The 14361-nt window shown below is 37.9% G+C and carries 13 protein-coding genes, 4 tRNA genes and 2 pseudogenes; 10 read left to right on the top strand and 9 right to left on the bottom strand.

What is annotated here, in order from left to right:
• The first annotated feature begins 88 nt into the window (after nucleotides 1–88).
• Genes queC through AN959_RS04915 form a run of 4 tightly spaced genes read left to right on the top strand, consistent with a single transcriptional unit; the run spans nucleotide 89 to nucleotide 2532 of the window.
• Complete coding sequence (gene queC / locus AN959_RS04930; protein WP_056828770.1) at nucleotides 89–748, top strand: 7-cyano-7-deazaguanine synthase QueC; 660 nt, start codon at nucleotides 89–91, stop codon at nucleotides 746–748.
• A 3-nt stretch (nucleotides 749–751) separates the two neighbouring features.
• Nucleotides 752–1225, top strand: coding sequence for a 6-carboxytetrahydropterin synthase QueD (queD, locus tag AN959_RS04925; RefSeq protein ID WP_056828768.1), 474 nt, complete (start codon nucleotides 752–754; stop codon nucleotides 1223–1225).
• Nucleotides 1218–1946 (top strand): 7-carboxy-7-deazaguanine synthase QueE, encoded by a 729-nt coding sequence (gene queE, locus AN959_RS04920; RefSeq protein ID WP_056828766.1) that lies wholly within the window; start codon nucleotides 1218–1220, stop codon nucleotides 1944–1946. The genes queD and queE overlap by 8 nt, the downstream gene beginning before the upstream one ends.
• Before the next feature lie 46 nt (nucleotides 1947–1992).
• On the top strand, nucleotides 1993–2532 hold the full coding sequence (locus AN959_RS04915) for a VUT family protein (protein WP_053590879.1): 540 nt from the start codon (nucleotides 1993–1995) through the stop codon (nucleotides 2530–2532).
• 250 nt (nucleotides 2533–2782) lie between these two features.
• Here AN959_RS04915 and AN959_RS04910 read toward each other — a convergent pair.
• The 4 genes from AN959_RS04910 to AN959_RS04895 all read right to left on the bottom strand — a co-directional run bounded on the left by AN959_RS04910 (nucleotide 2783) and on the right by AN959_RS04895 (nucleotide 3426).
• Nucleotides 2783–2856 (bottom strand) — tRNA-Gly (locus AN959_RS04910).
• 7 nt (nucleotides 2857–2863) lie between these two features.
• Nucleotides 2864–2939: transfer RNA gene (locus tag AN959_RS04905), tRNA-Phe, on the bottom strand.
• Nucleotides 2940–3270: 331 nt separating this feature from the next.
• Nucleotides 3271–3346: transfer RNA gene (locus AN959_RS04900), tRNA-Asp, on the bottom strand.
• A gap of 3 nt (nucleotides 3347–3349) precedes the next feature.
• Nucleotides 3350–3426: transfer RNA gene (locus tag AN959_RS04895), tRNA-Met, on the bottom strand.
• 470 nt (nucleotides 3427–3896) lie between these two features.
• Between AN959_RS04895 and AN959_RS04890 the strand changes: the two genes are divergently transcribed.
• Nucleotides 3897–4580: an HAD family hydrolase gene (locus tag AN959_RS04890; protein ID WP_056829151.1), complete on the top strand. Its 684-nt coding sequence runs from the start codon at nucleotides 3897–3899 to the stop codon at nucleotides 4578–4580.
• A gap of 107 nt (nucleotides 4581–4687) precedes the next feature.
• Here the strand turns inward: AN959_RS04890 and AN959_RS20555 are convergent.
• Nucleotides 4688–5105: pseudogene (locus tag AN959_RS20555) on the bottom strand (transposase); the annotation flags it as partial.
• A 97-nt stretch (nucleotides 5106–5202) separates the two neighbouring features.
• On the opposite strand from AN959_RS20555, the pseudogene AN959_RS21250 reads away from it, so the two are divergent.
• Nucleotides 5203–5328: pseudogene (locus AN959_RS21250) on the top strand (transposase); the annotation flags it as partial.
• 558 nt (nucleotides 5329–5886) lie between these two features.
• On the opposite strand, the gene AN959_RS04875 reads toward AN959_RS21250, so the two are convergent.
• Entirely contained in the window at nucleotides 5887–6540 is a 654-nt protein-coding gene (locus AN959_RS04875; protein WP_056828760.1) for a hypothetical protein, read from the bottom strand.
• Nucleotides 6541–6714: 174 nt separating this feature from the next.
• Here AN959_RS04875 and tlp point away from each other — a divergent pair, with 174 nt between their 5' ends.
• The 4 genes from tlp (at nucleotide 6715) to AN959_RS04855 (ending at nucleotide 10250) form a co-directional block, all read left to right on the top strand.
• Complete coding sequence (gene tlp, locus AN959_RS04870; RefSeq protein WP_056828758.1) at nucleotides 6715–6948, top strand: small acid-soluble spore protein Tlp; 234 nt, start codon at nucleotides 6715–6717, stop codon at nucleotides 6946–6948.
• A 129-nt stretch (nucleotides 6949–7077) separates the two neighbouring features.
• Entirely contained in the window at nucleotides 7078–8610 is a 1533-nt protein-coding gene (locus AN959_RS04865) for a DEAD/DEAH box helicase (RefSeq protein WP_172794312.1), read from the top strand.
• A gap of 35 nt (nucleotides 8611–8645) precedes the next feature.
• Nucleotides 8646–9425: a YqhG family protein gene (locus AN959_RS04860; protein WP_056828756.1), complete on the top strand. Its 780-nt coding sequence runs from the start codon at nucleotides 8646–8648 to the stop codon at nucleotides 9423–9425.
• Nucleotides 9426–9599: 174 nt separating this feature from the next.
• On the top strand, nucleotides 9600–10250 hold the full coding sequence (locus AN959_RS04855; protein ID WP_056828754.1) for a histidine phosphatase family protein: 651 nt from the start codon (nucleotides 9600–9602) through the stop codon (nucleotides 10248–10250).
• A gap of 55 nt (nucleotides 10251–10305) precedes the next feature.
• Here the strand turns inward: AN959_RS04855 and AN959_RS04850 are convergent, their stop codons facing one another.
• Genes AN959_RS04850 through AN959_RS04840 form a run of 3 tightly spaced genes read right to left on the bottom strand, consistent with a single transcriptional unit; the run spans nucleotide 10306 to nucleotide 14321 of the window.
• On the bottom strand, nucleotides 10306–11481 hold the full coding sequence (locus AN959_RS04850) for an iron-containing alcohol dehydrogenase (RefSeq protein ID WP_056828752.1): 1176 nt from the start codon (nucleotides 11479–11481) through the stop codon (nucleotides 10306–10308).
• A gap of 11 nt (nucleotides 11482–11492) precedes the next feature.
• Nucleotides 11493–12914 (bottom strand): aldehyde dehydrogenase family protein, encoded by a 1422-nt coding sequence (locus tag AN959_RS04845; protein WP_056828750.1) that lies wholly within the window; start codon nucleotides 12912–12914, stop codon nucleotides 11493–11495.
• Nucleotides 12915–12935: 21 nt separating this feature from the next.
• Entirely contained in the window at nucleotides 12936–14321 is a 1386-nt protein-coding gene (locus AN959_RS04840; protein ID WP_056828748.1) for a hypothetical protein, read from the bottom strand.
• Between the last annotated feature and the right edge of the window lie 40 nt (nucleotides 14322–14361).

The raw sequence follows: 14361 nt of genomic DNA, 5'->3' as shown, positions 1-14361 counted from the left end.
TTTTTAGCTACCCTCTTTAAAAAACTAAGAAGAAAACAGCATTCTTTTTAGGGTGCTGTTTTTTCGTTAAAAGGGAGTTTTACAGAAGATGAAGCAGGAAAAAGCAATCATTGTGTTTAGCGGAGGTCAGGACAGTACCACTTGTCTGTTCTGGGCAAAAGAACGTTTTAAAGACATTGAAGCAGTGACTTTTGATTATGGGCAGAGGCATAGTTTGGAAATAGAATGTGCAAAGGAGATAGCAAAGGATCTTGGTATCAAGCACCACATTCTTGATATGTCGCTCTTAAATCAGCTTGCTCCAAATGCTTTGACTCGAGATGACATTAAGGTAGAAGACGGAGATAAAGGGGAGCTGCCATCCACTTTTGTGCCCGGTCGAAATCTACTCTTCCTTTCATTTGCCGGAGTATTAGCAAGCCAAGTAGGAGCGAAGCATATCGTGAATGGGGTTTGTGAAACAGATTTTAGCGGATATCCTGATTGCCGAGATATTTTTATTAAATCCTTGAACGTATCGTTGAATTTATCGATGGATGCTTCTTTTGTAATTGATACACCTTTGATGTGGTTGAACAAGGCACAGACATGGGAGCTTGCGGATCAGCTGGGGGCACTTGAGTTTGTTAGGGAAAGAACGCTAACATGCTATAACGGTATAAAAGCAGATGGCTGTGGTGAATGCCCGGCGTGTAAGCTGCGAAAAAAAGGGCTTGATGAGTATTTAAGCTTAAAAAAGGAGTCCTAAGGCATGTCTAATTTTAGAATTGTCGATAGGCTCCAAAAAATAAATGAAGATATCCAAATGAGCCAATTAAAGTATCATTCAAAGCGTGTTCTCGTAAGTAAAGAATTTACCTTCGATGCTGCCCATCATTTACATAACTATGAGGGGAAATGTAAAAATCTACATGGCCATACATATCGAGCTGTTTTAGGGGTAAGTGGATACACGGATGATCGCGGCTTGATGATTGATTTTGGTGATATAAAAGAAATATGGAAGCAAAAAATAGAGATTGATTTGGATCATCGTTATTTAAATGAGACTCTTCCTTCGATGAATACGACAGCAGAGAACATCGTTGTTTGGATTTACGAAAAGCTGGCTGAAGCACTGTTTGATGTAGAGCGATACAATGGTGCGCGTGTAGAATTTATCAGATTGTATGAAACTCCGACAAGCTATGCTGAAGTGAGACGGGAGTGGATGGAAGTTGAGTAAGGTACCTGTTATGGAGATTTTTGGACCAACTATTCAAGGTGAAGGAATGGTAGTGGGACAGAAGACCATGTTTGTACGGACTGCCGGATGTGACTATTCCTGTTCCTGGTGTGATTCATCTTTTACGTGGGATGGAAGCGGCAAACATCTTATTGTCCAAATGACAGCAGATGAGATTTGGTCAGAATTGAAACGTCTTGGGGGTAGTGGTTTTTCATTTGTCACGATTTCGGGAGGAAACCCAGCACTCCTTCGTAACTTGGATGCACTCATTGCTCTATTAAAAGAAAACGACATAAAAATTGGAGTAGAGACACAGGGAAGCAGATGGCAGGAATGGTTATACGAAATCGATGAACTGACGATTTCACCAAAACCGCCAAGCTCTGGAATGACTACGGACTTTTCGGTGCTCTCGGATATCATTGGAAAACTTAAAATTCGAAATAGCGAGCAGCATATATCGCTTAAAATAGTCGTTTTCAATCAAGAGGATTATGAATATGCCAAGCAAGTTCACCGTCGATACCCGACGATTCCTTTTTACCTACAAGTAGGAAATGACGATATCACAACGACTGATAACCCTCGACTAATCAGCCATTTATTAGAGAAGTACCAAGCGCTGATTGATAGGGTGATAGCAGATGATGAATTAAAAGACGTCAAAGTTCTGCCACAGTTACATGCTCTTGTATGGGGAAATAAAAGAGGGGTATAGTGGGTGGCAAAAAAACTGTATTAAAATTAACTTGAGGAGTAACATCATGAGAATATTATTCTATTTATTATCTATTGTCACAGCTAACGTGGTAACGGCAGCTTTTGCACCATTACAATTTGGGATGTTTATCGTTCCTATGGGAACTCTATTAATTGGAGCAACCTTCATTTTCCGAGATCTTGTGCAAAATAAATATGGTAGAGCAAAGACGTATTTATTTATTTTTATAGCTTTAGCATTATCCGCAATAGTTTCATTCATACTTGGTGATACACTATTGATTGTGGTAGCATCGGCACTTTCATTTGTTGTCGCTGAAACAGCTGATACAGAGATTTACTCTCGGTTGAAACTACCAATGGCTTGGCGCGTGTTCTATAGCGGAATCGTTGGTGGATTTCTTGATTCTGTCATTTTCGTTATAATTGGGTTGAGTCCACTAGGGGCTAATATACTTCCTTGGGAAGCCGTACCAGCCGCTATTTTGGGTCAAATTATCGTGAAGACTATTATTCAAATGTTAGGTGCACTAATTTTGAATCAAGTTTATGTAAGCAAGGGAAAAAGTATCCCTTCAAAATAATTATTTTAAATAAAGTCCTCCATTAGAAGGGAGTATACAATAGTTGATTTTCGTTTCATACCGGCGGAAAGCGTTCGCCTTTAACGGGAATCAACGGGGCACATACTCGCTAAGAGACAACTTAGAGAGTTTATCAGTGCCCTCCCATTAGAAGGACTATTTTATAACTATAAAAAATAACCCATCCTTGATTAATTCTCGGATGGGTTATTATATGTATTTTTTTATTCGCTATTTTCTAAGATAATATTGGAGCGGGTGAAGAGAATCGAACTCTCATCATCAGCTTGGAAGGCTGAGGTTTTACCACTAAACTACACCCGCGTAATTATGGTGGCTCAGGACGGAATCGAACCGCCGACACAAGGATTTTCAGTCCTTTGCTCTACCGACTGAGCTACTGAGCCTCTTCGATTTGCACTAAGCTACGTATCTCTTCGTCAGCTTCATTCGTTCAGTCAGTTACGTACTTTAGTACGCGCCTTTCTTCACTCAATTGCTTCCTCGAGCTACTTGCTTATTCCAAATCTATCGATTTACGCTAAGCTGCGCAACTCTTTGTCAGCTGCACTCACTCTTTCAGTCACGTACTTTAGTACGCTCCTTCTTTCGTTCGATTGCTTCCTCGATTTGCTTGCTTATCCTAAATCTCTATTAAGTTTGTACTAAGCTTCAATTTAATATGTACAAAGCCACAGATATCTCTGTTTGCTTCTATGAATCTTATAATAAATTAAATGGCGGTCCCGACCGGGATCGAACCGGCGATCTCCTGCGTGACAGGCAGGCATGTTAACCGCTACACCACGGGACCATTTGGTTGCGGGGACAGGATTTGAACCTGTGACCTTCGGGTTATGAGCCCGACGAGCTACCGAACTGCTCCACCCCGCGATAATAATATACTTGCTATCCTTACTAATACTACGCCCGAAGAAAGTAGGACACCTGCTTCGACTTCGTCTGCATCGGTGTTAATCGTCATCTTCATGTGACGATTTGCTCCACCCCGCGATAATAATATTTAACTCTAAGAGCTATTATAACATAAGTCACTGAAGAAAGTAGAATACCTGCTTCGTGAAAAAAATGGAGGAGGAAGAGGGATTCGAACCCCCGCGCGGTTTGACCCGCCTGTCGGTTTTCAAGACCGATCCCTTCAGNACTAAAAATAATATAATCTATCATTAGTAAAGGGGAACTATATAACTTTTATCGTATGGATAGCTTTGGCAGTTGCAGCTGGAGCAATGTTTGAAGCCACAAATTCAAAAAAATACTTAGATGAAAGAATAAACGATTTAGAGGTAGAGGTGGACTCCTTAAGTATGTGGATAGAAAAAGAAAAGAAAGGGGAAGTACAAATGATTAAGGCGATCATTTTTGATCTTGATGGAACGTTGTTAAACCGTGATGAATCGGTAAAGAATTTTATTGACGATCAATACGAGCGGTTTAAAAAATGGGTAGGCAATATTCCAAAAGATATATATACGAAAAGATTTATTGAGTTAGATTGCAGGGGTTATGTATGGAAAGATAAGGTCTATCAACAATTAGTGAGAGAGCTAGAGATAGAGGGAATTGACTGGCAGTACTTATTACAAGATTATATTTCTCAATTTCCGATTCATTGTGTTCCATTTCCTAATGTATTAAGCATGCTAGAAAAACTCAAAAAAAATAATTTAGTTTTAGGAATGATTACGAATGGATTTGGGGACTTTCAGATGAATAATTTGAAGGCATTGGGCATAGAAAAGTATTTCAAGGCTATCCTCGTGTCTGAATGGGAAGGAATTAAAAAACCAGATCCAGAGATATTTGAAAGAGCACTAAAAAAACTCCAAGTAAATCCGAACGAAAGTATATTTGTTGGTGACCATCCGGAAAATGATGTCATAGCATCTAGAAACGTTGGTATGATTAGCATTTGGAAGAAAGACTATCAATGGGATACATTTGTAACAGAACTATATGTAAATGATTTAGCTGAACTTCCTTCTATTATTGAAGAGGTAAGAACAAATCTATGTAAAGGAAAATAATTTCATTTGCAAATTATTCAATTCGTTTTAAGAATGAATACATGTCCAGTTGTAGAAAAAGTACCCCGAGAGTTCGTCTCTCACCTTGATTTCCTTCATTTCATCACGTACTTCTCCGGGGGAAACGGCTTTTTTCCGTTTTCTTCACGATCTAGATTCAGCTCTTCTTGAAGCTTTTCCTCGTTGGCACGTGTTTCTTTCCTTGCGATCTTCTTGCCATACTTGCGTTTAATAGCACTCGCCTTCACATGAGTTGAATCAATGAATACATGGTCTTCTGATAATAGACCACGGTCCATAATCTCTTTTAAGATGCGATTTGTTCAAAGATGTCGGTCTCTTGAAAACGACGTTCGTAGTTCTTAACGAAGGTTGAGAAGTGCGGTATTTCTGTATGAAAACCAAATCCTAAAAACCAGTGATACGCCATATTCGTTTCAATCTCTTTTATTGTTTGGCGCATCGAACGGATTCCAAATGTATATTGAATAAACGTCATTTTAAATAACACAACAGGATCAATAANTACTATCAATTATTAGCGACATATTATATTATAATTTATTTTTCCTAATAAAAGCAATGTTTTTTTAAAATAAATACAAAAGAGAAAACTAATTGCTTTATTCCATATACTTTTGACATCCATTCGATGCGCCAAACAATAAAAGAGAATCGAAACTAATATGGCGTATCGCTGGTTTTTAGGATTTTGTTTTCATAATGAAATACCGCAATTTACCTCTTTNAGTAGCAGAGTAAAGATGTTCTACTAATGGATAAATGAAATGGAAATCAATCGCGGCATCTAATTTACGGACCAAATGGTCCTTCGGTACAAGCTGCTCAATCGTTAGCATTTCAAGTTATTCACGTTCATTGATTTGGTTTTTAGTGATCATGATATTCAACACCTTAACGTCTTAGAAGATTTAGAAACTCAACACTTTTTAAATTAGCCAACACTAGTCGATTGGAGTGGAAGGCGCGAAGACTCCTACGGGAACAGCGCGAGCCGAAGCACCCGGACTGAGCGTAGCNAACACTAGTCGATTGGAGTGGAAGGCGCGAAGACTCCTACGGGAACAGCACGAGCCGAAGCACCCGGACTGAGCGTAGAGAAATTAATTTTTGCGACGAGCTTGCGCAGGAGCAAGGGAGAAGGCTGAGGCCGTGCCCGTGGAAAGCGTAGCGCCTGAAACGGAAATCGACGATTTCTTACTATGTATTGTAAATAAAAAAACTATAGACAGTTTCAAATTTCTTTGAGTTTGTCTACAGTCTGAGGCATCTCTATTCCTTAAGTTTATTCGTTAATAATTTCTTCATATCCAACCATTTTATCCAAGTGGCTGGCAATCATAGCAATAATCGTGCTGCCCTCTTCTTTTTTAAATGTAAAGTTACTTTCGTCTTCAAAGAACTCAGAGTCTTCTGTCCAGATTCGGTTAACTCTTCGCAAAACACCATCACCGTTAGCGCTGTCTATACCAAATTGATAAGTAACTTCAATCTTATCCTCAATTTGGAAAGCAGTAACTTCTGGAGTTTCCCATTCAACGTCAATTTCTTCAAGAGTAATTTCACCATCTAGCACTTCGTATTCCTCTTCCAAATCAAAATCCTCATCGTCATCGTCATAGTCATCATCGTCTATAAATTCATGAAAGCTTTCATGAACGGCTTCAATTATATCCGTAATGTCATCTAAAATAATTCTTGTTGGTTGTTGGATTGTTGTATCAAAACTTTCTTCGTAAAATTCTTCATTATGAGGGTCGAAAAGCAGAGTATAGAAATATTCTCTTTCATCCTTATCTGTTTCGACAAAAAATTCAATTCGTGGATGTTTGGAAGCCTGATTTACACTCATATGTCCATTTTTGTCATATTCCTCACAAATGGATTCCAATTGTTCCTGAAGCTCACTAGTTACTCTGTTAAACCATTCCATCGACATGTCGTCTTCGCCTCTTTTTCTAGTATTTTTCCTCTTCTATCTTCTCCCAAATTGTTAATTTAATTCATTTTATTTATAACCAATTTTTTGTATTAATTATGTTACTGAATAGTTTTAGTAGGATTGGGGACGATAATTTTTGTATGACCTTATTAAAAAGAAGGAGGAACTAAAATGAGTAAAAACATTCCAAAGCCAGATGATCGTTCAGATAATGTAGAAAAGCTTCAAGATATGGTGAAAAATACAAAAGATAATATGGAAGCAGCTGAAGAATTAATGCCTTATCTTGATGGCAATGAACGAGAGGCAATTAAACAGAAGAATGCACGACGTGAAGAGAGTCTTGAAGGTTTTCGAAAAGAAATTTTAGATGAAGCTCAAGCACGAAAAAACGGTTATTCATAATATTAGTAAAAAGATGGGGAGAAATTCTCCATCTTTTTTAATTCTCGAAGTTATTTCACTTTAAAAAACATAGGTACTTCTTTTTTGGACAATCTAACAGAAAGAAGAAAGTTACATGAGGTGATATTCATGATAATAGAAAGGTCGTCTGAGTGGAAAGAAGGCTTTATAGATAGATTGGAAAATCGTGAAGCTTGGGATAATTGGACATTATACAATATGAGTTACGAAGTGATGAAGGCTAATCTGATTACAGATTTTTTAGGTCTTCAATCTCCTAAGTACTTACCTAATTTAACACCCCTTAATCATCAATTAGATGTTGCGGAAACGGTCATCGAAAGGATGAATGGAAAAGCGATTCTTGCAGACGAGGTGGGACTTGGTAAAACCATTGAAGCGGGTTTGATATTAAAAGAGTATCTTATACGGGGACTTGTAAAAAAAGTGTTGATTTTAGCTCCTGCGTCACTTATTAATCAATGGATTGAAGAGCTAAATTATAAATTTTATATCCCCGCTATTGCTTATAAAAAAAATTATTCATTAGATCATTATGAAGTAGTGGTTATGAGTATGGATACCGCCAAGAAAAGCCCGCATAAAGAACTTATCTATGAGCAGGATTATGACATGATTATTATTGATGAGGCGCACAAATTAAAAAACCATAAAACAAAAATTTACGAATTTGTCCAAGGTTTAAAGAAAAAATTCTGCTTATTGTTAACTGCTACGCCAATTCAAAATGATATCTTTGAACTTTTTTATCTTATTTCTTTACTGAAACCAGGACATCTTGGTAATTATGAGACATTTCAATCGGAGTTCTCTGCGAGCAAACATAACTTAGAGCACGATGAATATTTAAGAGAATTGGTCAATCAAGTTATGGTGCGAAATAGAAGACATGATACGGGAATTGAATGGACAAATCGAAAAGTTGAAATTATTCCTATTCAGTTTTCCAAAGAGGAAAAAGAAGTGTACGACATGATTTTAGAGCTTAAAAATATTTCGCCAATTTTTTCAGGTGCTTTTTCTATGATCACGCTGCAAAAGGAAATGTGTAGCAGTAAGGAAGCAACCTATTTGACGTTAAATAAAATGCTTCAAAAATGTACGGAACCAGAAGAGATTAGTTATATAGAAGAAATTATTCAAAAACTTAGTGCATTGGAAATAAATTCGAAAGCAGAAAAGGTGTATGAAATCATTTCAAAGGCAAATGATAAGGTCATCGTCTTTACAGAATATAGAGCGAGCCAGGTTTATCTACAATGGTACTTACAATCTAAAGGCATTACAAGCGTTCCCTTTAACGGAAAGTTTAACAAATCGAAGCGAGATTGGATGAAGCATCTATTTAAAGAAAAAGCACAAGTATTGATTGCGACGGAATCTGGAGGAGAAGGTATTAACCTACAGTTCTGTCACCATGTCATTAATTATGATCTGCCCTGGAACCCGATGAAGTTAGAGCAGCGAATTGGGCGTGTCCATCGTTTAGGGCAGGAACACGACGTCCATATATATAACTTAGCCATCGATAACACGATTGAGAAGAATATATTAGATTTGTTGTATGTAAAAATTGATGTATTTGAAAAAGCCGTAGGTGAGTTAGATGACATTTTATCTACTTTTAAAAAAACCATATAAGCTGATTCTTGATAAGGAAGGAGGGGAGGATGTGTATGTACCCACAAGAAGTTCACCGTTATTTACAGAAATTTTTTACGGAAAATAACTGTCAAATCATCCAAAACCATGATTATTACATGACGGTCCAATTAACGGTAGATATGGATAAAAAAATTATGAATCGCCCCTATTATTGGCAATACCTAGAAAGTACAAACGGGGTGCCATGTCCAGCTCAACTAACCTTAATTACAGATCAAAATAAGCTTGTTGAAAAGATTAAAGGGGAGGTTGTCCACTTTGGTTCCCCCCGACTAAATCAAATTTTTCAAACGACCAGACGGATGGGTTCATTTGTGCATATGTATGAGAAAATTGATAACACAGAGGCAAGAACGATATTAACTCCTTGGTTGGGAGTGAATTATAAAATATCGTATTACTGTGATCAAACGAAGGAAATGCTTCATTCTTTAGGCATAAACTTGATGACCGGTAGTATTATCGATCATTTTCAGGAATCGCTAACAGGACTTGAATTAGAAACAACTTCGTCTCAAAATACATTTAACCTACCTTATATTATCAAACCACTCCGTGCACTTGAACGATTAGAAGAGATTATTGACCATCTTATACAAAAAGATGATCACACTTGGGCGGAAGAAGCGAAACAAAGATGGCAAAAGGACTTGGAAGTACTAGAATATTTCTATGAAGGGGTTAACGTTAAACCAGAATGTTATGAGATGGAGAAAAAAGCACTACAAGAACAATACGAGCCTAGGATAAAAATAGAAATTATTAATGGCGGATTATTTTACGTTAAATAAATTTCATACAACATATTAAGACCGTTTGATAATCATATCAAACGGTCATTTATATGGGAAACTAGATAATTTTTTAACAAGTATTGGAATTAAATTAGGGCTAGCGTATAATTTTGTTATACATTATTTAGAAGAGTGGCCAGTGATGTTGGCACTTACTCAGGAGTGGAATACTTGGAATTACTAATAATAAGGCACGGCCAATCAGAAGCAGACTTGTTAGGTGTGCATGAGGGAAGAGCGGATTTTTCTTTAACCGAGCTAGGAGAGAAACAAGCAAAGAAAATGGCCGCTTTTGTAGCAACACAATTTCCTCCAGACATTATCTTATCAAGCCCATTAAAAAGAGCGAAAAGCACAGCCTTAACACTTCAAGAGGAAGTAGGATGTGTATTAATCGAGGATAAAGACTTAATGGAATTTAATAATGGTGTACTAGCTGGACTTTCAAGAGAAGTGGCTGCTATTAAATATCCTTTACCTCCCAATGGAAGACCTGCTCATATTCCGATTGAGAATGGAGAATCAGAGTTGGAATTTCGTTTTCGAGCAGAAAGGATATTTCATAAAATAACAAATGAATACCAAGAGTACAAGCGGGTGGCGATTGTCTCCCATGGTGGACTAATCTCCCAATTTCTTAAAGCATTTCTTCAGCAGTCAAATACCAGTAATTTTGTATATGCTACTGGAGATACGGGTATACATTTATTGGAGATTAAAGAGAATGTGAGAGTTATTAGATTTTTAAATAATCAGGCGCACTTAAGTTACGAACTAGTAGCTCCTCCAACGGATACTATTCCATCTATACAAAAGCAATAACAGTCTCGAAAATAATAAAAAACCTGGAGCAGCAATTAGCGCTCCAGGTTTTTTATTATTTCTCTACAACTACCCCATCAAAAGCTGCTTTATATATCGTATAAATGTCTTCTTTTAATAAAGGCATTGGGCTACGAGCAAGGATGCGTTTTTGCTCCACGGCATCGTTAGTTAAGCTATCTAGTGCATCTTCTGTAATGTTAAAGCCTTTTAAAGTAGATGGAATGTTCACATCTTCTACAAGACGTTTCAACTCCGCTACACATTTATAAGATGCTTCTTCTTGAGATAGATTTGTAGAGTTAAAGCCCATCGCTTCAAATATATCTTTCATTCGTTTTTCACAGCTTTGGCGAATATAGCCCATTACATATGGAAGTAAAACGGCATTTGAGTCCCCATGTGCAACATGAAATTGTCCGCCGATTGGATAGGCTAATGCATGAACACCCGCAACACCTGCGTTGAAGAAAGCGAGACCTGCTAAGTAACTTCCATAGCTCATATCAGTTCGAGCTTGCTTGTCCTCGCCGTTTGATACAGCAGTTCTAATTGAGTTACTGATTAAACGAATTGCTTGTAGAGCCAATGCATCCGAGATAGGACTAGCGTTTTTAGAAATATACGCTTCTACTGCATGTGTTAATGCATCTACTCCAGTTGCAGCAGTAACTTTTGGTGGTAAAGAAATAGTTAAAGCAGGATCGACAATTGCCACGTCTGCTAACAAATAGTCGTGTGTTACTACGTCTTTTGTAGTTTCCAAAGATAGAACAGAAATATTAGTCACTTCTGAACCAGTCCCCGATGTAGTAGGGATTAAGATAGAAGGGAGCCCTTTTTTTGTCACTTTTTTTGTGCCAGTCAAATTTAAATAATCTGCAACGTTCCCGTCATGTGCTGCTAACACACCTGCAAGCTTTGTTAAGTCTAGTGCGCTTCCGCCGCCAATTCCGATAACCATATCAAATTCATTGTCACGAGTGTAAGCGACTAATTTTTCACCGATAGCTAAAGGTGGCTCTGGTACAACCTCTGTGTATATTTCCATCACGTAACCTGCTTCTTCAAGTGGAGCAACTACTTGATCAGTTAAGCCAATCTCCTTTAAAAAAGGGTCCGTAATAACGAGAATTTTTTTTGAATTAAAGCGATTTACTTCTTCTAATAGATGAGAAAGTGAACCCCATCCAGTATAACTAACTGGAGGTAATGTAATTTTTTCAGACATATTAACACTCCTTATTGTTGATTCCAAACTACTAGTTTGGTTTCTGTCATTTCATGAATCGCATACTTTAAGCCCTCTTTACCTGTACCGCTTTCTTTTACTCCGCCATAAGGCATTTGGTCGATACGGTACGTTGGGATATCGTTAATCATTACACCTCCAACTTCTAATTCTTTAGAAGCTTTAAAGGCTGTTTGGATATCGTTCGTAAAAATACCAGCTTGTAGGCCATAGTTTGAATCGTTGATAGCGTGAATACCTTCTTCAATAGAAGAGATTCGGTTTACAACAACGATTGGTGCAAAGACTTCCTGACAGGAAACTTTTGAAGTGGGGGATACATTTGTTAAAATGGTTGGCATGAAAACACCATTTTCAGTAGTGCCTCCCGCAATTATTTCCGCGCCATGCTCTACTGCTTCCTGTACCCAGCTCAATGCTCTTTCCTGCTCACCTGGATTGATCATGGCAGCTATGTCTGTTGTTTCTTCTAGCGGATTTCCAATCACAAGTTCTTTTGTAGATGATGAAAATTGTTGGATAAATTCTTCGAATAATTCATCCATTACATACGTGCGTTGCAAGGAAATACATACTTGCCCTTGGTTTGAAAATGCGCCCATGACACATTTTGGTACGATCTGCGATAAATCCACGTTCTTGTCTATAATCAATCCTGCGTTGGAACCTAGTTCGAGTGCTACTTTTTTCAATCCTGCTTTATCACGGATACCTTTTCCGACTGCAGGGCTACCTGTAAATGTAATCATTTTCACTTTGTCACTTTCCACTAGTGCGTCTCCAATTGTTTTACCGCCACCTGTTACAACGTTGAATGCACCTTTAGGTAAAGCGGTTTGATCAATCAATTCAGCTAAAAATAGAGCAGAAAGGGGAGTTTGTGATGCTGGCTTTAGGACAATTGTATTGCCAGCAGCAATTGCAGGTCCTACTTTATGTGCTACTAAGTTTTGTGGAAAATTGAAAGGTGTAATGGCACCGATCACTCCAATTGGCTGTTCAATTGTGTAGCCAAAACGATTTGCACCATTTTTTGCAGCGTCCATCGGTATCAATTCACCAGTTAATCGTTTTGCTTCTTCAGCTGCAAATTTATAAGTTTCAATTGTGCGGTCAATCTCTGCTAATGCATATTTCATCGGCTTCGCCGCTTCAAAAGAAATAATCTCAGCTGCTTTTTTGCGGTTATCAATAAACAATTGTGTAATATGCTCTAAAATTGCAGCACGTTCGTAAGCAGTAAGTTCAGCCATTTGTTTTCTGGCATCGTATGCAAAGTCGATTGCTTGTTCTACTTCTTCACGTGTTGCTTGTGGTATTTGTGCAATCACTTCTTTAGTATGTGGGGAGTGGAGGTCAGCTAGTTTTTCTGAAGACTTCCATTCACCATTTACGTAAAATTGCTTTTCCATCAAATAATCATCCTCTCGTATTTAACTCATGTCTTCTTCGGTTATTTTATCTTTTATAAATGTATCGTCTACTTCACCTTTGAAGAAGTCTTTACCATAGATTAAAAAGCAAAGTAACAACCCTACTGCGAATCCCCATGCAGCTCCTTTAATACAAAGAACTGCACCGATAATACCAGCAATCCCTAAATCACGTTGGCTCCGTGATTCAAGAATACCAACTTTCACACTTGCATACCCTTGAATTAACATCGTTAAAGCTAAAGCAACGCCTAAGATCGGTTCTACTAAACTAACTATTGGTAATAAGAATAAACCTGTATTTGTACCCCAACGGAAGGAACCGACACCACCGAAGATGGAATCCATAGCTTTACGGCCTTTTTTAAATCGTTCAATCATAACTACTTGCATCGCAGACCATAATGGACCGCTCATTGTAACGTCCGGACCTAAAATACTCATTACACTGTTACGCATACCGAATATTAAATGTGCACGACTTGGGCTATATTCAACTTTTTCATCTGGACGTACTGCTGCACCATCTTCAACTAAAGCTTTTGTTTGTAAAACATCACCGAATAATACAATGTAAGCTGCAAGTACAGTAGGTAAACCAGTGATAAACATCATAAGTGGTGGGAAGCCTAACCCAAAAACAGTATATTCATTCCATAATGTGATGAAGTCTGGAGATGAGATACCCCATTGAATTGTTGGCCAAGCTGCTTCTCCGAATAAAGGAGCAATAACAACTGCTATAATAATCACTGGGAAAATACCTAGTTTAGCAATCGTTCCCCAAAATGGATTGCGATTCTGGAATGTTGCAAAGTGTTTTGAAAATAAAAGATAGAATCCGATACCTATTGCAATTGTAATTGTCCATGGAAAATCATCGAATTTCCCACCGATTTGAAAAACAGAGATGATAGCTGCAAATCCTGCGCCAAGAATAACTCCAGATTTCATCGCTGCTGGAATTAATTGTACGACTCTTGAAGCCAAACCGGTTGCGCCTAAGAAAAGAGAAAGAATCCCGAGCGTCATCTGGAAAGCTATCAGCGAGTGTACTCGTTCAGGTCCTTCAGGGAACTGTTGGCAATATAACATGATTAATGGAATTGCCGGTGTAATCCATCCTGGAACAGCCGGGTCTCCAAGTAAATGATGCAGTAAATAGAAAAGACCATTTAGTACTATAATTGCTAAAGCTACTTCAAATGGCATTCCTAATAATTCAATTAATAGTGGAATGGCAGATAAATCAACTGCACACATAAGTAACCCTTGAACATAGTCAGGCCATTCAAAACGATAATGAATAAAAGGTAAACGTATTTTAAAAGGTCCTGCTGGTATGTATGGAGATTCTTCCCCAAACTTTCTGTCTTTCCATTTCATAAAAAAATTCCTCCCCCTAACATAATGAAACCCCTTTCAA

The organism is Psychrobacillus sp. FJAT-21963, from assembly GCF_001420585.1.
Classification (GTDB): Bacteria; Bacillota; Bacilli; order Bacillales_A; family Planococcaceae; genus Psychrobacillus.
This window is presented reverse-complemented; position numbering and strand designations above follow the sequence as displayed.